Below are 19,817 nucleotides of genomic sequence, written 5' to 3' on the forward strand. Positions count from 1 at the left end.
ATTTTATCAAATAGCTTTTTGATAGGTTTACTCTGTTGTTGCCTTACTATAAAACCATGTAACTTTTACCTTATTAGCGACTATATTATGACCTTTAATCATTTAATGCTTTCCCCAAAAATGCTATCTAAAATCTTATACCGAAGCTTAGCTCTTAGTAGCTTAGTTGTAGCTATAAGTGGCTGTAACAATACTTATGTATTAGCCCGTCCAGCTGATACTGCCAAGGTGCTCAAAGCAGGCAATGACCCATCTAAGGCAGCTGCGCAGCAAGACGCCGTCCAACCTGTGCTTACTGATGATTCTGTTGCAACTCCTAAAGGCCTCAACCAAGTTGTCACCGCCAATAATCAATTCGCCATTGCACTGTATCAACAGCTAAACGCTCAGGCAGATCAGAACAATAAAAACCTCTTCTTTTCACCTTATAGCTTATCGTCGGCGATGGCAATGCTCTATAACGCTGCGCAAGGTGAGACTAAACAGCAGATTGAGCAGGTTTTTTATTATCCAAAGTTAGCGACTCTGAATGCTAATAGTGCAGCGCTATATCAACATTTTAATAAGCCCAATCCGGATTATCAGTTCGTCAGTGCCAATGATATATGGATAGCACAAGGGCTAAAGCCCAATCAAAGCTACTTAGATACGCTCGCATACTATTATGGCAGTCAAGTCACCAACCTCGACTTTAAGAACAGTCCTGAAGCTGCTCGCTTAAAGATTAACGGAACTATTGCCGATTATACTCAGCAGATGATCCTTACTTTAATGTCGCCGAGTAGTATCAGTGCTAATACGGCTACTGTACTAACCAATGCTGTGTACTTTAAAGGAGACTGGCAAACGCCCTTTAACCCCAGCGAAAAGAAGCTATTTAGCTTATTCGATGGCAGCACTGTCACTACAGATATGATGCATAATAAGGCTAATTTTGCTTATACGGAAGATGAGCACGCACAGATAATCAAACTACCTTATAAAGGCGAAGCGCTCTCTATGATGGTAATACTGCCCAAAGCCAAAGATCAAGCAGCAATGCAGAGTCTAAGCGAGAGTCTTAATACAAACCAGATTGAGCAGTGGAATAAAAGCCTAATCAAACGTGAGGTAATACTAGATTTACCGAAATTCAAACTGCAACAAAGCTATGAGATGACGCCATTATTATCTAAAATAGGCATGCCTATAGCTTTTGGTAGTCAGGCGGATTTTAGTCTATTTAGTGATCAAATAGCGATGAAAGTCGATGCGATGGTACATCAAGCAGTGATTGAAGTGGATGAAACAGGGACTAAAGCTGCGGCAGCGACAGGTGTCAGTATTGTACCTATGTCGCTTGGCTACTCTACTAACCGTATTGAGTTCACTGCCGATCATCCGTTTATATTTGTGATTAAGGATAACGCAACAGGGACGGTATTGTTCTTGGGACAAGTCAATAAGCCTTGATACACAAATAACGCCCTTACCAAATGCCATTATCGAAAGCGGTTAGAAAAATACTTTATAAAAAAGTAACTACCAGCTTACATTCCTATTGTCATTTTTATGATAAATGCTGGTCAGGCTTTGGACTCAGCCACCAGCAACAAAGCTAATAGTAATAATGTTTCTAACTTTGCAGCTATAGACCATCAGCAGTACTATTTTTAGTCTATTTCAAAGGCTGTTTAACGGTGACAGTGGTTATCGGTAATGGCCTAGGCGCTAATAAGCTAACGTTTATAGTTTTTGCCTTAATAATCTTGCTTACCATAGCTTTCTATAGCATTTTTCTTTAAACTAAGACTATAGTAATCGGGGCAGTTGCTGTCTATTTTTATCTTTATTACTTCAAAGACAATCTCTTACTTCGACTGTCATCCCTCCTCTAACTCCTCATTATAATTTTTGCATCACCACCTATTTATTGACTCGCTTTAAAACTCCTATCCCTTCATCGATTTATAGTAAGCGTGCTGAAGATTAGCGCTTAGCAATAATTAGCGAAAATGAACTATAACTTGTGAACTAGCGCAAAAATAAGAAATTAAAATAGTCGTTTAACTGGTTAAATTAAGGTGGATCGCTCATGAAAAAATCAATCAAACTACTCGCCCTGTTAGGCGCACTTGCTGTAATTGCAGCGCTGGTCTATGTTGCTGGCCAGACCGCTTTATCGGGTTCTCCACTAATGGCGCTAGTACCTGTTACTATTATTCTTGCTGTGGTTATCTTTTATATTCGCTTAAACGATCAGCGTGGTTAGTTATCTTTAGCACCACTACACTGTTGTAAATTGACATAACTTGCCGTGATTTTTTTAATAATCTCTACCTATTAGTCTAGTGAATACTATCTATTGAACTCGGTCAGCAGTAGAACTACAACGGCGTCTTTAACAATATGTTTAGTGTCGTTAATACCGCCAGTACTACTACTCTAGCTGATTATATCTGTAATTTGAGGGGTTTTGATATGATGAATAAAATTAAAAATATCGATCTTATTACCCTCGTTAACATAAAAGGCGAAATAACTGGATATGCAGAAAAAATAGAAACACACTTACGTGGTGACCTTCATCTTGCTTTTTCCTTTATGATTATGCGCTCTCAAGGTGCAGACACTGAGTATCTGTTACAACAGCGAGCATTAAACAAGTATCACAGTGGCGGCTTATGGGCTAATACTTGCTGTTCTCATCCGCAGCCAAATGAAGGCATCAATGATGCAGCGCAAAGACGTGTCGCTGAGGAGTTGGGGATTACTAGTCCGTTAAATCTTTCTACTATTGGTAGAATTCACTATAAGCACTTGCTAGATAACCAAATGATAGAACATGAATTAGATAATATCGTAATCGCTAATGTTGATGATATCGAATGGCAGCAAAACCCTAATGAAGTGATGGATGTCAAATGGTGGAAAGAGCATGAGATAGTTAAACTTTTGCACTGCAAACCTACGGCATTTGTGGCTTGGTTTCCAATGGTTTTTGACTTCATAAAGAAAAATAAGCCCACTGATTTATCAGCGCTGTGCACCATGCCACAGATTAATCAGTAGCATATGCGACATAGTCAGGCCAAAAAGACCGATGAATATCCCTCTTAATAAACTGACATTGAGCTCATCCGTACCAACAAATTTAAATAGAACTACCGCCAATATTAGTGTAAGCAGGACGAAAGGTAAGCTAATAATTAGCGCTTTGCGCATGCTTACGTCAAGATTTTCACTCACATCTTGTAAGTGCTTGGGAGAGTGTAGCAAGCAAAAGTAAAGTGCAAAATGCAGTAAAGGGCTCAAAATTAAGCTACTTACTATTAACCCTAGCCATTCGGCACCAGTCCATTTGCCAATAGGCTGTTTATTTTGCTGTTTATATCTTACAGCGCTAACCACAAAGTATAACAACAGCACTATCCCAATCCAAAATACTAACTTCATTCCTTGAATAATCCATTTGGCGCTCTCAGGACTAAGTAGCAGCGAGGTGAATAGCATCAATAGTGTTGCTGAATAGAAAATAGCTGGACCACAAATAACCACCGCAGCTAATCCTATGCCAGCATAACTAGACATCGTATCTCGCCAGTCAGCAGAAAAATGATAAATAGACACGGCTAGAAACAAGGCTAAACTAAAAGCTGGAAAGGCAATCCACAAGATAATCGCTAGAACGGACACCGCAACGTAAGCCGTAATAAAATATATAGCAGAAGTGAGCGAATTAACTAGTTTTAGGGATTTGGCAACAGCGAAGTCTAACGCGCCATGAGGTAAGCCTAATAAAGTCACAGCTAACGCTAAAGCAATAAGCAGATAGCTTGATGATATATCTGGACTGAGCAAGGTGATTAATACTGAGCACAAAAGCACCCCTAGATAACTTTGGCTATAGCGTAATTTTGTCACTGCTAGCGCTGATTTTTTTTATTGGATAACGCTGAGAGAGTAAAAAAAGAGCTAAAAGCAGCGCGCAGAAATACCCATTTTGGCATTACCCAAATCACGCTTAGAATATCAAAAAAAGTGGCCTGCTCAGTCATAAAACGTGCGAACCGCTCTGCTTTTACTCGCCTAAACAGGCGTTCAAAAATAGTCACCCCTATCTTCATATCAGTGCGTAACACGGTTAGCATGATGGCATCCATTTTCTGGTATAAGCTATTGATAGGAGCAAGTGCTGTAGCATCTAGTTTCGTTCGCTGTGTTAAGGCGCTAGCGCATTTTTTGGCCCAGCGCTGCGAGCTGAGGAAACTATACCCTGTAGCTGTTCTCATAGCACCTCCTGCAATACCACCATAAATAAGATCACGCTGAGAGTTGTGCCTATTTTGATCAATTGAATACATTGGTAACACCGCATGTTCGATTCGCACTACTTCATAATCATGCTGTTTGACTATAGTTTTTATTATTTGAGCAAAGCGTTTTTTTAGCGTTTGTTTATCAATAATATCAATACTAAAGCAAGTGAACTCTACTAGTGCATGGTTGGCGCTAAAAGGTAGCACATAGACAAACTCGATACCCAGCGCTGAGCTACGTAATTGATCCATTAATTTGACAGTGGATGGCTCAAATACCCCAGCGTCAAGCCTAATTTCTTCACCATAAAAGCACTGCAGTAGTCCTTGGTGCTTACTACTTAATGCTGGTGGTCGAGTGTCAATAACCTGCCTAGCAAGCAAGGTTTCATTTGCAGTTGTAATGATGAACCCGTCATCCTCGACATTAACAGACGCTATATCGCAATCAAAGACTATATCGAAATTCGCTTGCCGACTTGTTCTCTCAGCAGCGAGCGCGCTGAGCTGCTCCGACCTTACTGAACAATACTGATAAAAACAGTGCTCCATAGAATAATGACCTTGCTCTGTCATCAAGCTCCAAGTTGACCATTTATGAGAAATTATGCTTTCTATATAGCTCGGCACAGCATTACTATGCCAAAAGCTCCAAATTCGGTCGTTCTGAGGGCCACTTCGCTGCTCTAATACTTTGACCGTACCAGTATATTGCTGTTCATCAAGAGCCAGTAGAAGGGACAATCCAGCTGCACCAGCGCCAATAATTACCACATCAACAATAGCTTGCTCAGCATCTATGGTGTTCACAGAGTCTTTACCTCTACCTTTATACTTTCATCCAGATAGCTATGGCTAATGCCCTGTGACTCTACAAGATAGTTATGCAGTTCAGTACGGTGCTTGACTGCCTTTTCGGCAAATTTATTGCTGCGTAGATGCCATAGCGCTTTTACAGCCAGTATTATTTTTTGCAGGAACGATACGTACACTCTTCCTCGCCAATATTCGCAATTTTGTTTTAATAATTTTCGACCTATTTGTCTATATACGTAGGCAGCTACTGCGATGGCCCGTTTGTTGCCATCAGGTAAGTAATAAAGTCCTGCTAATCCGCTTTGATAGTACTCTTCAGCTAGGCTGAGTAATTTTACTATGGCTTGCTGTATTTGTTGGCGATCGCTAAGCTGTGCCACAACAATTTGCTCAGCTGACAACTCATTTATCCATTGTCCTGGAATATAACGACGCTCCATACTAGCGTCTTCCATAACATCTCTGGCGATATTAGTTAACTGCATACCAATACCTAAGTCCACCGCAAACGGATAGCCTTCTTTTTTAGCACCCAAAATAGGCGCCATCATTAAGCCAACGACACCAGCAACTTTATAGGCATAGTTTACGATCTGTTGTTCTGTTTCCAAGGCTTGTTGATATAAGTCTTCACTGACTCCTTCAATAAGCGTGATACCGTTATTTCTATCAATATTATATTCTTCACACAACTGCAAAAAATCGCCAACTATAGGATGTTTAGTTTGATTTTGGAGAATGGCATAGTGTAGATCTGCAAGTTGCTTTTTGGCTTGCTCTTTATCGGAACTCTCATCTGCAATGTCATCTATTATTCGACAAAAACTATACAAGCGTGCCGCTGCAATACCAGTCTCGGAGCCTAAAAATAGGCGTGCAAAATTAAAAGATTTTCCATGTTTTTTCAATAATACGGTAGGATCGTTCTGCATTAGCTAGTGACCACTGGAGCAATAAGCTGATCGACTACTTTTGCTGATGATAATACCCCAGGTAACCCTGCTCCTGGATGTGTCCCTGCACCGCACAAATATAAATTTTCTGGGCCTTCTGCCTTATTATGGAAGCGAAACCAAGCAGACTGCTGAAACGATGGGGCAATTGAGAATCCACTACCCTCTACACTACTAAAGTCTTGTTCAAAATCCGTAGGTGTTTTAGCGAAACGATGCACAATATGGTCGGATAGACCCGGCATGATAGTACGCTCAAGGGCCTCGATTATTTTATCGCCATAATCTTGCTCTTTTGCCGCCCAATCAATGCCTGACAGATTGTTAGGGACTGGTGCTAACACGTAAAATGAGTCACAGCCTTCGGGCGCCATACTTGGATCGGTTGCTGTTGGTCGATGCAAATATAAAGAGAAATCATCTGCTAATATTTTTTTATCGAAGATGTCACTTAATAACGCTTCATATCGCTTGCCTAGCCATATAGTATGATGCACGACATCTGAGTACTTTTTGGTGGTGCCAAAATGCAGCACGTACAAGCCCATTGATGACTTGGCATACTTGGTTTTTAGTTTGGCCCCCATTCGTTGATTTTCTTTGGGAACAAGATGTCGGTATAAGAATTTCGGATCGATATTCGAGATCAATTTATCACACAAAAAAGAACCATCGTTAGTATGTACTTGCGTGACACAATTAGCCTCTATAGTTAAACTGCTGACGCTAGTATTAAGCTTTATTTCAATCCCTTCTTCTCGCATCAGTTTTTCAAGGCCATCTACCATTGCGCCAGTTCCACCCATGGCAAAATGAACCCCCCATTTGCGTTCTACAAAATGTATTAAGCTATAAATACTGGTAGTTGCAAACGGATTTCCACCGACTAATAACGGTTGAATAGAAAATGCTTGCCGTAATTTGTCATTTTTTAAATAAGCACACGCCATTTGCCAAACGCTACGATAACACTTAAGCCTGATTAGTGCCGGAACTTGGGCCAGCATGGTCGATATTTTATGAAAGGGCTGATCTGACAACTTGGTAAAGCCGACATCAAAGATCGCTTCTGATTGCTTCAATAACGCCATATATCCAGCTTTATCGTCTGGCTCTATTTCGTCAATACTAGCTAATGTGTCTTCAATAGTGCCGCCATAATCAAAATGGCTCTGATCTGGATAGACAAAACGATACCAAGGTTCAACAGGAACGAGATTAATATAATCTTTTAGTTGTTTATTGAACAAGGAAAAAAGTTCCTCAAATAAAAAGGGTACCGTTACGACGGTTGGCCCTGCATCAAAAACAAATCCATCTATCTTATGCTGTTGTGCGCGCCCACCTAGCCGTTCTCGTTGATCAATAATGACCACGTCATAGCCTTTTGCACGCAGTCGAAGCGCTGATGCTATGCCACCAAACCCGCCCCCAATAACGATAGCTTTATTCATAAATACTTACCCTTGTTTTTTCTAGTAGGGCCTGCGAAGCTTCAATAATTGATGCCGCACAATCAGCTGGAAATAATGCTAGTTCTTTTTGACACTGGGTTAATAAACATTGCGCACGGTTTTGCGCAATATGAGTGGCTTCGTCAATATCATATTCCAATGCTAATAAGTTGATAAGGTTGAGGTGGTTTTGCTGTAAGTCTTGTTGCCAATCTCCGAGATCATCTACTATTTGATAGGCTACAGCGAATTTTTGTAGTGCGTGATGAGCCGTTTCTAAGTATTCTCCCCTATCTGCCATTAGTAAGGGTAAGGAGAGGGTTAGTTGAATTAGAGGACCTGACTTCATAGCCGCAATTTTTTCGTATTGTTGTTGACTTATGCTATCTGTAGCATCAAGGTCTTGTGATTGCCCTTTTATGGTGATGCTAACCGCCTGATGTGTTTGCCACAATAGTTTTGCTAGAGCTGGATGTGAACCGATATTAGCGAGCGCACCATATGCAGCGGATATCATGACATCGCCTGCGCAAATAGCATGCGACTTGCCATATTTTTTCCATACTGCTTGCCTGCCTCTTCGCATATCTTCTAAGTCTTGAATATCATCATGTATTAGTGACGCGTTATGCAGTAGTTCGATAGTACAAGCCAAAGCAATTATCGATTTTGTCGGCAATTGCAGCGCAATACCTGCTTCTAAACAGAACTTTGCACGAGATCTATTGCCACCGCTATTTAGGTGAAATAGGGCTGGTTGATTATCTTTTAAGATGAAACTCATGTTTTTTTCACACTGTTTCAAAATAGAAGACGCTTTTGGTAATACCACCGCTTTAGTTAGTATCATAGGTATCACTCTAATATGAGAGTGAGTTTGTGACTCCAAACTGAAGTCACAAACTCGCTAGTACAGTGAATAATATACGCTTATTGCTAAACCTGCTTCTCTGCTAAACCTTGACTTTCACTAGTTGCTGCATACCATATTAGCAAGCCAAACGCGACTTTGTTGACCAAATCTGCAAAGTTATACACGATATTTAGTGCATCTTGATCTACAGTACCTGTCATATAACCAAGCACGAAGCCAATTGGATAAATTGCCCAACCAACGGTTACAATCCAGCGCATCGCTTTATAAGCATATTTGACTGCTGGGCTGGCTTCGCGCTCTGCAGCTTTTCCTGCTTCTCCGAAGAAGATCTCATACAGAATATAAAGCCAACCTATCATTCCGATAACAAATCCTACGATGATATTTAGGAAACCTGCTTCCGCCATATAACCAGGAATAAGCATTACTAAAGTACCAATTAATAAACGCCAGAAAATTCCAGCCTTTGCTACGCCAATAGCACGTAAGATCAAATAAAATTCGATCATTAGTAATGGTACTGTTAATAACCAATCTATATATCTATATACAGTAGGTGTGGATTGAGTGGTTATCCACACATCACGCATATAGAAATAGTGAACGGCTGCAATGAAGGTTACCAACCCTGATACTACCAACGATGTTTTCCACTTTGCAGTAACACTTTGAGTTTCCCAAAGGAAAAACACAGTAGCTGCCATTAATGCCATAGAAATCAGCCAAAATGAGATACCGACGAAATCGTCAGCAGCTAAATTGGCTGCGGCATTTGCGAAGTTTGGGAGCATTAATAAAAAGAATGCTGTTGCTATCATTTTTAGGTTAATGTTGATTTGGTTCAGCGAGAAGCTTGATGTTTTATCATGTCCATTTTTTGTAATCATAATATTTTCTCCCTTTGTACTTCAAAGAAATGTTTGTTCATACAATTATGTTAGGGGGGGTGCATATCTGGTGTCGTCCCTAACTGCTTCTCTTTACGTTTATATTCGTAAACAGTAGTGATACTAAGAAAATATTCGCACATTTAGTTGGAAATATTTAGTGACACTACATGTCGCAAACCAATAGATTTATTTCTTATTAGATAGGCTCATACGTCATAAATATATTTTGTAAACAGTGGACTGAATACAGGAGTTTTTACCACTAACAACACTTAAGTTTTAGCTTTAACCAATTGAGATTAGCACTTACTAGCAGATCAATGTAAATAATAATAGTTCTTTTTGTTACGAGTTTTATTGCTGTAAAAAAACAACTGATTTTTGATAAAAAGCAAGCTTAATTATCGCTCTTTGATTACACTTTAATTGCAGTTTAAACTCAAAATATGACTACAGCGTTAAATCAAAATATAGCATTAGTGGGGGCACAAAAGGCTCGATGTTTATCAGCAGTAGTTCTCGCAACGCTTTGTAGTTAGAGTATTTGTTTGGAACGCATTTAGCTTTTTATAGTCACAAAGCCATCATTCACTCTGCACATTAGAGCAAGTCATGAAATATCTTCAGTCATTAGCAATGCGGGAATCCATAAAAAAGACAGTGGGAACAGATGATTGGTTGAGCTACTTCAATAAACATGGGGCGGACGGTAAATTACTAGATACTGATGATGCCGTGAGCTTTATTAATCCAACTAATGATAAAGCCATCAAACTTACTTATGATCCAAGTCAAAAGGATCTCATGGATTATTGGCTCAGTAATTTTGGCGATGAAGGGTCAGGCAGTGTTGAAGTACTTAGTATTTATTATAGGTATCCACATGAATCTCTACCGCTTATTGAGCATTTAATAAAAGATTGGCTTAATGAGGGTTAAAACACTTAAATAAACAGGGTGCAATAAGCTTTATTATCTTTATCAAATTCTTTGCCAAGTAGCTTAACCGGTCTCAACGTTTTTCCTGCGTCGCTTGAGACCATAACTATCAATTCTTGGTCTTCAAAAGCATTCAACTACTCAATAATTTGAGCGATACTTTTTCCTTTAGCGCCCCATTCATTTTGGGTAGTCGTAGTTATTATTATCTCTCTATAATCGTTTAAGATAGGCACTTCACGAAGTATGCTGAGACTGTCTCAACAATCCTAATCATATATGTGATTAGCCTACAGCTAAATTCCAATTCCCTACTTGAGAGGCGCATCCGTTTGATCATATCAGTAAGTAACATATAAAAAATGAGTTTTGATATCATCAATGGTATTAGATTAAAAGTTCCCTTTAAGTCAGCTGCTTTGCTTCATCAGCCACGCGCATGTCAAAACCACAGTCAGAGCGTTTTTTCTTATCTGCCAAGGTTAAGTCGGATTGTGGCAGCGGCTTATCTGAAAAGTTTGGTTGTATGGCGCGAGTTAACTTATTGAAATCACTGTCGCTCATATCTGTTGCGGCAAGTGATTTGTCTAATACGCTTGTGGCTGTATTAAGATGATTGTTCTCTACTGTGCTCTTAGTCGTACTCGTACTCGTACTGTATAGAGCATCACAAGACATCAAACTTAACCCAAATATCATTAAGCCTGTCACTTTATATAAAGCATTCATTGCAACTCCTTATTTTATATTTCCATAGTCTGTCGTTAAGTATGGAGGCGTTATATCCAGTGCCCAAACCATAACTTAAGCTTTCCCCAGAATGATGTTTGAGGTTGACTTTCATATTGTTCGGACACACTTTTATTGGCGTTGCTAGGGAAGGCAGCATTCAGTTTATTGCAGGTAGGATATTTGGCTTGCAGCTGCTGTAAATAATAAGCTTGATCTTCATCGATAAAGCCATCCAGTATCCCAACTTTATATCTACTATCATGACCACATCTACCCTCTACTCGATTCCATGCCAAAAAAGGCACTAAGGGTTTGCTAAGTATTAATTTATGGTCTTTACAGCTCAAGGTCGCTAATGATACCACCTTATAGTTTGCAGGCTCATTACCACTGGCCACATATGCTAAGCCAATAATCAACTCATTTGGCTCGATATCTTTGAATTCAAAATCACTTTGCCAGTGCTCAGGGGTAGTATAGAAAAACCACATTTTAAGCGTGCGAAAAACGAAGCGTGGATTACTAAATTGCAAATCAAAAATTTTCTGCTGATTATCTATTGGTGCGGGTTGTGATGACTGCAAACGAGCAATAAACACATCATTTGGTGAATGCGGCATACAAGCCCATACCGTTTGCATGGACAAAAATAGTATGATTAAAATAGGTAGGCGATATAAAAAACGTATTTTATAATCCTTTTTTCAAAAATCAGCCACTTGAAGTTTATTAGGTGCGACTAATAAATCGATAAATATCAGCACATAGTGTCCAAACAAACCAAATCAATATCGCAGCACACAAACCAAAGCCAATAATAATCATGCTTATTCTAATACCGAAATCCAGATTGCCATTCCAAATATAGGGTGCAATAGGTGGTCCCATGGTGGCAGCAAAAGCTAATAAGTAGCCTGATACCATGGTAAAGCCTGCAATCATAAAACGTATCGCTGTTATTATTGCCTTATCAACACAGGTATCATCTCTTTTATGTTTTAGAAACTTAAGCATGGTTATCCTTATAGTTAGCTACTTAACTCCCTATCTATTTCTATTGCCTTCAATTAAGGCTTATTCACTTGCCCTAAGAATAATATCGCATCGGTTTTGTTATCTTTTATGATAAACATAAATGGATGATCGGCTTTAAATTCAACAGGATAAGACATACCAACGTACATACCTACAGCACCCGCTGCTGCTGCCGCTTCTGTGCCTTTTTCATCGACGGTGACTACTGCTTGATGATAAACCTCATCGAGCTTTATTGGTGGGCCATCAGCATATAAGTTAAATTCAGCGTTGTTCTGAAACGCTTTTGGCATACCCATATTGGCGAGCAACGTTTTCATCTGATAGCGCGCATCTAACTTAAACTTTGGTAGATGAAGGTTCACCTCTTGTCTTACTAAGCCTGAACTCCATTGCTTAACCTTAGTTGCACTTAAACTCTTATCTAATTGCTGCATAGCAAGTTTATGATTGAATTTGGGTAATACTACGAGCATAGATAGGTCATCGCCTTTATAAGGTAATTGCACGACCTGTATATGTTTGTCCTCATAATAGTCAAAATAAGACTGCTGCCGCATCATCTGGACGCTAGAGGCTCTGCCGATATCATTATAAAAAGGCTGGGCACTGGTCCTTTCGGCGGTAAAAGGCAGGGTCCAATCGCCCTTAAAATAGATGGCGTTGGTTAGCACCACAGCAGTATCAGACTTAATACTACCCCTAGGTAGTAATTCAGGGATCAATTGATTGGTTTTCTCAGCAATTCTTTTATTAATGCTCTGACGCGCAGGATCAGGACTGCCTTCAAAATCAACAGCGGTCACTTGGCCGCTGTAATAACGTTGCACGGTGTCTATGTAAGATTTAGTGGGCGTTAACCCTTGTTGCATCCATAAGTCATTGACCGTAGCAAGCTTATAACCGGGATTGGGTTTATTAAATTGGTTATAGAGCGCTGCACTATTAGGGTTGAGAATATCCATTGAGGGATAATGAAAAGTCTTTTGAATTTGCTGCTTGGTTTCCCCTTCCGCTGCGGCATAGAGCATGGCCATAGCCGTGGACAGGCTATACGGTGAGAAAAACACGTTGTCATCTGCTTGTTCAGACTTACCTTCTATCTGCTTATACATAGCAATGGCAAATTGGTTATTGGCAGTGACGACTTCAGCTATACCTTCTGGTATCGAGATCAAAGCCTCTATCTCAATCGTAAGTGCTTGGTTATTAATAGTTGGCTGATCATGAGGAATGGTATCTGTAACAGCACCAGTGCTCTTATTTCTTATGGTATTGTCACAGCCACTGACCACGAATAATAGGCTGGTAACAGCTAAGGCACTGATGACACGATTATGGGCTGCATATCTAAAGTAGCGAAGTGAGTCATTTTTCATATCGAGCTCAATAATAAATTATAATTAAAAGAATGGTACTCTTTCGGCTGCTGTATAGGGATCCGCAAAGATATATATAATTGACGGTTTTAAAATAACTGATTAACTTTGTATTCATCATCCCAGTTGTTTTGTATTAACTTTTTTAGCTCCTCTTCACTTGGTAATGTGCTGAAATCTTTTCCGTACCACTTTATCAGAGCCTCTCTCGTTATCTTATATTGTTGATTATCAAAATTAAACGTTATCCACTCTACATTTTGAATCAACGCAAATAAATACGTAGCGTTATATATCACGGTTCTTTTATCATTCCTTTTTGACTCTGACCCGTCATAATTCAAAATGATTCCATAGGGCATCTCTTTGGTTTTAAGCTCAAGCCCCCTGAATCTTTCTGATTGCATAGAGTGGTTTACAATATTGATGACTGCACTATTGTCACCAACATAGGCATTTTTGTATTGAAACAAATCCGCTTCACTGATCTTAGTATTACATCCACTGGCAGCTAAAATCACTAACAGTGAACACGATAATAATTTAAGCATTCTGTTCATAATATCTCGTCATTTGCTGTTTTAAGGTTTATTCACTTGCCCTAAAAATAATATCGCATCGGTTTTGTTATCTTTGATCATAAAAATTAACGGATGATCGGCTTTGAACATAACTGGCGGAGCAGACGCAGCAGTGGCATCGGCAACAATACCGGTCGCTGCTGCCGCTTCGGTGCCTTTCTCATCCACGATTACCACTGCTTTATGATAGACATCGTCAATTTTTATCGGCAGGCTGTTATCAAAGAAGTTAAACCCAGCACCTTTTTGAAAGGCTCTTGGCATGCCCATATTCGTGAGTAGATTTTTCATCTGGTAGCTTGCTTCAAGCTTGAACTTTGGCAGATGAACGTTCACTTCTTGAGTGACTAAACTTTTATTCCACTCTTTAATCTTATCAGCGCTCAAATCCTGTATCAGCTGCTGCATCGCAGCTTTGTCTTTTGATTTTGGTAATATCACTAGCATGGATAAACCCTCACCCTCGTAAGGCAATTGCACGATCTGCACTTGCTTATCCTCGCTATAACCAAAATCTTCCTGTAGTTGCATCATTTTGATATTAGAGCTTGTACCCACATAGTTATAAAAAGGCTGCTCACTGGTGCTCTGAACCTCGAAAGGCATCTCCCAATCGCCCTTAAAGTAAATGGCGTTGGTTAATACGGCAACCGTGATGGGCTTGATACTGCCCTCGGGTAGTAACTCAGGAATCAATTGATTAGTATGCTGAGCAATTTTTTTATTAATGACGAGGCGCGAAGGATCGGGATTGCCTTCAAAATCAAGGGTGGTCACTTGACCGCCATAATAGCGTTGTACGCTGTCCACATAGGATTTAGTAGGCATTAGCCCTTGCTGCATCCATAAATCATTGACCGTGGCAAGCTTATAATCAGGATTGGGTTTATTGAATTGATTATAGAGCGCGGCGCTATTGGGGTTGAGAATATCCATTGAAGGATAATAAAACGTCTTTTGAATTTGTGCTTTCGTTTCCCCTTCTGCTGCGGCATACAGCATTGCCATCGCAGTAGACAGGCTATACGGTGAAAAAAATACGTTGTCATCTGCTTGCTGATTCTGACCGTTTATCTGCTGATACATATCAATGGCAAACTGATTGTTGGCGGTAGTGACTTGCGTGACGCCGTCTGTTGTTGAAGCAGAATCATCAGCAGCAATAAAATCAACCGGACTATCTGCTTGAGGGTCAGCGTTGCTTTTATCTTTATCTGGTAAGGATGATTTGTCTAGATTTGATGTGGTATTGGCTACGTTGTCAGTGGCCTTAGCGCCCTTCATTGTGCTGTCACAGCCACTGACTACGAATAATAGGCTGCTGACTGCCAATGCACCCATGACACGATTACCGTATAATTTTTTAGGATAACAATACTGGTTATTGTTCATATCTGCTTCACTGATAATGTAGAGTTAAGATGATGTCATTCTAGTATCATCTCTATACAATCGTTTAGTGTATTTTGGTAAGCAGTCCCATCTATATATTTATTTATGCTGACCTAATTTTAAGAGAGTTTCAGACACAAAAAAACCCCAAGTAAATGAATACTTGAGGTTGAAACTTTGCTTAAACTTAAAAAGCTAACTAAGTTTTAAATATGGCGCAGCGGACGGGACTCGAACCCGCGACCCCCGGCGTGACAGGCCGGTATTCTAACCAACTGAACTACCGCTGCTAAGGTCGTTTTAGTTTATTTAACCACTCAGTGTACTACTTAAGAGTAACACTATACTAAATAGTGGTGGGTGATGACGGATTCGAACCGCCGACATTCTGCGTGTAAGGCAGACGCTCTACCAACTGAGCTAATCACCCTGAGAACCGTTAAAAAATTGCATCGCAATTTTAGGTTCGCAAGGAAAATCCTTTAAATAGGATTTTCAAAAGTCTAATACCTAAAATAAGGTATAACTTCTACTACAAGAGAAAATACCTTAAAGGGAATTTTCTAGTTTTTTGCGTTAAAAAATTGCACTGCAATTTTAGGTTCGCAAGGAAAATCCTTTCAATAGGATTTTCTAGAATTTCCAAAACATTGCTGCTTTTTCCACTCTATTCGAAATCCTGTAATAAGGACCTCTTAGAAGTTTTAACAGCTAAAGTTGTCACCCTCTAACCTCTCAAAACCTCCAGCAGCTAACAACTAATTAAAGCCCCTTGCTGTGGGTGTGTATTATATACAAATCCCATGCCCTGTCAAATATTATTTAAAGGTTTATTGCTTATTTTTTAACTATTAGCCGATAATAATAGCAAGCAGTTGTTTTTAATGGCTTTATATCTATGCTAAAAAGCATCTTAATCCGTTATTGGCTAGCCACTAGTAGCCAGTTGCTATTTAATAACTGCTAATGCCTTTTCGATATCGGCCTTGATAGCTTCCGGCTTAGTCACTGATGCATAGCGATCAATGACCTGACCATCACGTCCGATTAGAAACTTAGTAAAGTTCCATTTGATACCGTCAGTTAATAAACCACCTTTTTGTTCCTTTAGCCAGTTAAAGATAGGATGAGCGTCTTCACCATTGACATCGACTTTGGCCATCATAGGAAAGCTTACGCCATAGTTCTTTTGACAAAACGCACCAATCTCGTCATTACTGCCTGGATCTTGGCTACCGAATTGGTTACAAGGAAAACCAATGACCGTTAGACCTTGGTCTTTATACTGCTCATTGAGTGCCTCTAGACCTTCAAATTGCGGAGTAAAGCCACATTTACTGGCGGTATTAACTACTAGTAGTACTTGTCCTTGGTAATCAGTGAAAGGCTGTGCTGTGCCATCCATACATTCAGCGGTAAAATCATAGATACTACTCATTACTCTTCCTTAGTTTAATTGTTGGTTATGGTTGCCCTATTTGAAAATACTTAAACTTTAAAGCTAATGATCAATAAAAAAGTAAGGAAACCACTAAAAGCTTCCTTACTAGATATTAAAGCGCTAGCAATCAGGAGCTAGGAATGTAAGCTAATTAGTCTTCAGCTTTATCCAAGTCTATAGAGGCCGAGTTGATGCAATAGCGCATACCAGTCGTCTCACGTGGACCGTCAGGGAATACATGACCTAAGTGAGCCCCGCAATTACTACAAGTCACTTCTGTACGGCGCATACCTAATGAGTCATCGACATGCTCATCAATAGCAGCATTGTCGATACCTTGGTCAAAGCTTGGCCAGCCACAACCTGCATCAAACTTGCTAGTTGAATCGAACAAGTTAGCGCCACAACCCTTACAGCGATAGACACCTTCGTCCTCAGTATCGTTATAAACGCCAGTAAATGGACGCTCTGTACCCTTCTCACGCATCACATGATACTCTTCAGCACTCAAGCGCTCTTTCCAATCAGCTTCTGTCAATTGGGTGATTTCTTCTTTGCTAAGTTGATTGTCTTGCATAACGTATTCCTTACTGTTTTTAGTTAACGGTAACCAACAAACTGACTGCAAAATTCAATAATTGCTAGCTGCCTAATATATGGGTGTTTTACTGGCTGTTGCAAGGGTTGATAGGTGGTTTTTACTAAACTTACACTCGATAAGGTAACTCCTAATCTGTAGCCGTCTATTACCCTTAACTGTCTACTAAGCTAAGCTTTAACAAGTTTTTGTAACTACAAATTATAGCGGGAAATCATGCAGCATAGTGCCTAGCGCTCCTATGATGCAGGGTGCAGCTTAATATCTATCAGCGGTTAACTCCAAACGTTTTAGAAAGCTTATTAATGCAAGCATATCTTGCATTAATAATGTTATAAAGTGCTTGCAACCTTAAAGCAAATGCAATAATATCTTGCATTAAGCACTGAACAAAGTCTGCTTATTCTAAGAAGTTAAGCGCTAAGCACCCACTGTAATACTTAAATACCCTTATAAGATCCGTTTATAATTCTATGTAACCTAATCAGTATCCTGATGACTTATTATCAATGACTTTTAGTAGTTGACCTTTATCGTCGTTATTCTGATTAACAGTAATTGCAAACCGTCAACTATAGAGTAATTCATATGGCTTACCCCATAAGTCTTTAGTACTCTCTATAAAAAAGGGACAGATGATAATGAATGATAATCAAGATAAGTTAGCCCAAGCTCAACGTTTAGTAGCATTACGTCGCAACAAAGGACTAACTGCCGCTCAGTTAGCACAGGCTATGACCGAAGCTGGCGCAAAAGTTAGCCGTGGCGCTATTTCTAACTGGGAGCGCGGTACTAACGGTATTGTCTCCTCTAAGCTCCCTACTCTAGCAAGCATACTAGGCTGTAGCGAAGGTTACTTATTACGTGGCGACATCCAAACCGAGATAAGTATAAGCGAGAGTAGTAAGCACAGTAGTTCCAAATTAAAACAACAAGCAACACCCGTCATGGTTAGTCAGAAAAGTATTTCAACCCAAAACGTAACTCTAGCCGTTCCTATCGATAATCAGCTTCGCTCTACCAGTACTACTGACTCAGCGAAATCTGAAAGCGACTCTTCAGCGGCTCCTGTTAAATATAGAAATTTGCAAGATAAACCAGCTAAGGATAGTAAAACTATGAGCCCATTAAAAAAATCCGATAAGTTACAAAACGTTTGTTATGATATCCGTGGCCCGTTACTAAAAGCGGCTAATAAAATGGAGTCAGAAGGTCAACGTATTCTTAAATTAAACGTAGGCAATCCAGCGCCTTTCGGTTTTGATGCCCCACCTGAAATCCTGCGTGACGTAGCCATGAATCTGCCTGATGCTATCGGTTATTCAGACTCGCAAGGTATATTTTCTGCACGCAAAGCGGTATTGCACTACTATCAAGCCAAAGGTTTGCTGTCAGCAGTAGATGTACGTGATGTCTATCTAGGTAACGGCGTCTCTGAGCTAATTGTTATGACTATGCAAGCACTGATGAGTGATGGCGATGAGGTGCTGATTCCTATGCCTGATTACCCATTATGGACCGCAGCAGCTAACCTTGCTGGTGGTACTGCTGTGCATTATCGTTGTAATGAAGAAGATAACTGGCATCCTGATATCGAAGATATCAAGTCTAAAATTACCAGCAAAACTAAAGGTATCGTTATCATTAACCCGAACAACCCAACGGGTGCACTATATACTAATGAGCTATTAGAGCAGATCATTGAAGTAGCTATAGAACATGATTTAGTAATTATGGCTGATGAAATCTATGACCGAGTGCTTTATGACGACATGGTTCATACCCCAATGAGCACTTTGACCGATCAAGTATTAATTTTGTCGTATAGTGGCTTATCAAAATCACATCGTATTGCTGGTTTCCGTGCTGGTTGGATGATGGTTTCTGGCAAAAAGCAACATGCTACTGACTTCATCGAAGGTCTAGACATGCTAGCTTCTATGCGCTTGTGCTCTAACGTACCAGGCCAATATGCTATTCAAACAGCTATGGGCGGCTATCAGAGCATGAAAGAGCTAACCTCTACTAAAGGACGTCTGTTTAAGCAACGCGAACTAACTATTTCTCGTCTTAATGCGATTCCAGGCATTTCTTGTACTATGCCTCAAGGTGCCTTTTACTGCTTCCCTAAAATGGATCCTGCTATTTACCCTGTCGAAAATGACATGGAATTCATGATGGACTTGTTGATTGAAGAAAAAGTACTAATGGTTCAAGGTACTGGCTTTAACTGGGACGCACCTGATCACTTCCGTGTGGTGTTCTTGCCGAACTTAGATGAGCTTGAGAACGCTATGGACCGCTTAGATCGCTTCTTCGCTAAGAAACGTAAGCAGTATGGTACTGATCAAGCCCAAAATCCTCGCGCTGTAGAAGTTAAAGCCGAAGACCATAAAAGCACTAAAGCTGCAAAACCTGAAACTTTAAATGCC

18 protein-coding genes, 2 tRNA genes and 2 pseudogenes are annotated in these 19,817 nt (G+C 39.9%); 6 read left to right on the forward strand and 16 right to left on the reverse strand.

What is annotated here, in order from left to right:
* The first annotated feature begins 87 nt into the window (after positions 1 to 87).
* The 3 genes from KPY62_RS04485 (at position 88) to idi (ending at position 3,051) form a co-directional block, all read left to right on the forward strand.
* A complete protein-coding gene (locus tag KPY62_RS04485; protein ID WP_216581002.1) occupies positions 88 to 1,452 on the forward strand; it encodes a serpin family protein in 1,365 nt (454 codons plus the stop codon).
* A gap of 622 nt (positions 1,453 to 2,074) precedes the next feature.
* A complete protein-coding gene (locus KPY62_RS04490) occupies positions 2,075 to 2,251 on the forward strand; it encodes a hypothetical protein (RefSeq protein ID WP_216581003.1) in 177 nt (58 codons plus the stop codon).
* 209 nt (positions 2,252 to 2,460) lie between these two features.
* Positions 2,461 to 3,051: an isopentenyl-diphosphate Delta-isomerase gene (gene idi, locus KPY62_RS04495; protein WP_216581004.1), complete on the forward strand. Its 591-nt coding sequence runs from the start codon at positions 2,461 to 2,463 to the stop codon at positions 3,049 to 3,051.
* On the opposite strand, the gene KPY62_RS04500 is transcribed toward idi, so the two are convergent.
* From KPY62_RS04500 to KPY62_RS04525, 6 genes are all read right to left on the reverse strand, one after another.
* A complete protein-coding gene (locus KPY62_RS04500) occupies positions 3,016 to 3,861 on the reverse strand; it encodes a Brp/Blh family beta-carotene 15,15'-dioxygenase (protein WP_216581005.1) in 846 nt (281 codons plus the stop codon). The two genes, idi and KPY62_RS04500, sit on opposite strands and share 36 nt — an antisense overlap.
* A gap of 44 nt (positions 3,862 to 3,905) precedes the next feature.
* Positions 3,906 to 5,108, reverse strand: coding sequence for a lycopene cyclase family protein (locus KPY62_RS04505; protein ID WP_216581006.1), 1,203 nt, complete (start codon positions 5,106 to 5,108; stop codon positions 3,906 to 3,908).
* Positions 5,105 to 6,046 (reverse strand): phytoene/squalene synthase family protein, encoded by a 942-nt coding sequence (locus KPY62_RS04510; protein WP_216581007.1) that lies wholly within the window; start codon positions 6,044 to 6,046, stop codon positions 5,105 to 5,107. Before KPY62_RS04510 ends, KPY62_RS04505 begins: the two co-directional genes overlap by 4 nt.
* Positions 6,046 to 7,521, reverse strand: a complete 1,476-nt coding sequence (gene crtI / locus KPY62_RS04515) for a phytoene desaturase family protein (protein ID WP_216581008.1) — start codon at positions 7,519 to 7,521, stop codon at positions 6,046 to 6,048. The genes KPY62_RS04510 and crtI overlap by 1 nt, the downstream gene beginning before the upstream one ends.
* Positions 7,514 to 8,305 (reverse strand): polyprenyl synthetase family protein, encoded by a 792-nt coding sequence (locus KPY62_RS04520; RefSeq protein ID WP_216581009.1) that lies wholly within the window; start codon positions 8,303 to 8,305, stop codon positions 7,514 to 7,516. The genes crtI and KPY62_RS04520 overlap by 8 nt, the downstream gene beginning before the upstream one ends.
* Before the next feature lie 152 nt (positions 8,306 to 8,457).
* Positions 8,458 to 9,285, reverse strand: coding sequence for a bacteriorhodopsin-like (locus KPY62_RS04525; protein ID WP_228730571.1), 828 nt, complete (start codon positions 9,283 to 9,285; stop codon positions 8,458 to 8,460).
* A gap of 615 nt (positions 9,286 to 9,900) precedes the next feature.
* On the opposite strand from KPY62_RS04525, the gene KPY62_RS04530 reads away from it, so the two are divergent.
* Positions 9,901 to 10,227 carry a hypothetical protein gene (locus KPY62_RS04530; RefSeq protein ID WP_216581010.1) on the forward strand — a complete coding sequence of 109 codons (327 nt, stop codon included), beginning with the start codon at positions 9,901 to 9,903 and terminating at the stop codon, positions 10,225 to 10,227.
* A gap of 405 nt (positions 10,228 to 10,632) precedes the next feature.
* Here KPY62_RS04530 and KPY62_RS04535 read toward each other — a convergent pair whose 3' ends face one another.
* From KPY62_RS04535 to msrB, 10 genes are all read right to left on the reverse strand, one after another.
* The gene (locus KPY62_RS04535) at positions 10,633 to 10,956 is read right to left on the reverse strand and encodes a hypothetical protein (RefSeq protein WP_216581011.1); all 324 of its coding nucleotides are present in this window, start codon (positions 10,954 to 10,956) and stop codon (positions 10,633 to 10,635) included.
* 50 nt (positions 10,957 to 11,006) lie between these two features.
* Complete coding sequence (locus tag KPY62_RS04540; RefSeq protein WP_216581012.1) at positions 11,007 to 11,579, reverse strand: hypothetical protein; 573 nt, start codon at positions 11,577 to 11,579, stop codon at positions 11,007 to 11,009.
* A 109-nt stretch (positions 11,580 to 11,688) separates the two neighbouring features.
* Positions 11,689 to 11,973, reverse strand: coding sequence for a hypothetical protein (locus tag KPY62_RS04545; protein ID WP_216581013.1), 285 nt, complete (start codon positions 11,971 to 11,973; stop codon positions 11,689 to 11,691).
* Positions 11,974 to 12,026: 53 nt separating this feature from the next.
* On the reverse strand, positions 12,027 to 13,373 hold the full coding sequence (locus tag KPY62_RS04550) for a serpin family protein (protein ID WP_216581014.1): 1,347 nt from the start codon (positions 13,371 to 13,373) through the stop codon (positions 12,027 to 12,029).
* Between the two features lie 89 nt (positions 13,374 to 13,462).
* Positions 13,463 to 13,933, reverse strand: coding sequence for a DUF4825 domain-containing protein (locus tag KPY62_RS04555; RefSeq protein ID WP_216581015.1), 471 nt, complete (start codon positions 13,931 to 13,933; stop codon positions 13,463 to 13,465).
* A gap of 21 nt (positions 13,934 to 13,954) precedes the next feature.
* On the reverse strand, positions 13,955 to 15,346 hold the full coding sequence (locus KPY62_RS04560; RefSeq protein WP_216581016.1) for a serpin family protein: 1,392 nt from the start codon (positions 15,344 to 15,346) through the stop codon (positions 13,955 to 13,957).
* 213 nt (positions 15,347 to 15,559) lie between these two features.
* Positions 15,560 to 15,636, reverse strand: a tRNA-Asp gene (locus KPY62_RS04565).
* Positions 15,637 to 15,700: 64 nt separating this feature from the next.
* A tRNA-Val gene (locus KPY62_RS04570) sits at positions 15,701 to 15,776 on the reverse strand.
* Between the two features lie 519 nt (positions 15,777 to 16,295).
* Positions 16,296 to 16,784 carry a glutathione peroxidase gene (locus tag KPY62_RS04575; protein ID WP_216581017.1) on the reverse strand — a complete coding sequence of 163 codons (489 nt, stop codon included), beginning with the start codon at positions 16,782 to 16,784 and terminating at the stop codon, positions 16,296 to 16,298.
* A gap of 154 nt (positions 16,785 to 16,938) precedes the next feature.
* Complete coding sequence (gene msrB / locus KPY62_RS04580; RefSeq protein WP_216581018.1) at positions 16,939 to 17,364, reverse strand: peptide-methionine (R)-S-oxide reductase MsrB; 426 nt, start codon at positions 17,362 to 17,364, stop codon at positions 16,939 to 16,941.
* Between the two features lie 755 nt (positions 17,365 to 18,119).
* Here msrB and KPY62_RS14015 point away from each other — a divergent pair.
* A pseudogene (locus KPY62_RS14015) lies at positions 18,120 to 18,185 on the forward strand (hypothetical protein); the annotation flags it as partial.
* A gap of 147 nt (positions 18,186 to 18,332) precedes the next feature.
* Positions 18,333 to 19,715 (forward strand): annotated as a pseudogene (locus KPY62_RS04585) (aminotransferase class I/II-fold pyridoxal phosphate-dependent enzyme); the annotation flags it as partial.
* Positions 19,716 to 19,817 lie beyond the last annotated feature (102 nt).

The organism is Psychrobacter sp. TAE2020 (assembly GCF_018919485.1).
GTDB lineage: Bacteria > Pseudomonadota > Gammaproteobacteria > Pseudomonadales > Moraxellaceae > Psychrobacter.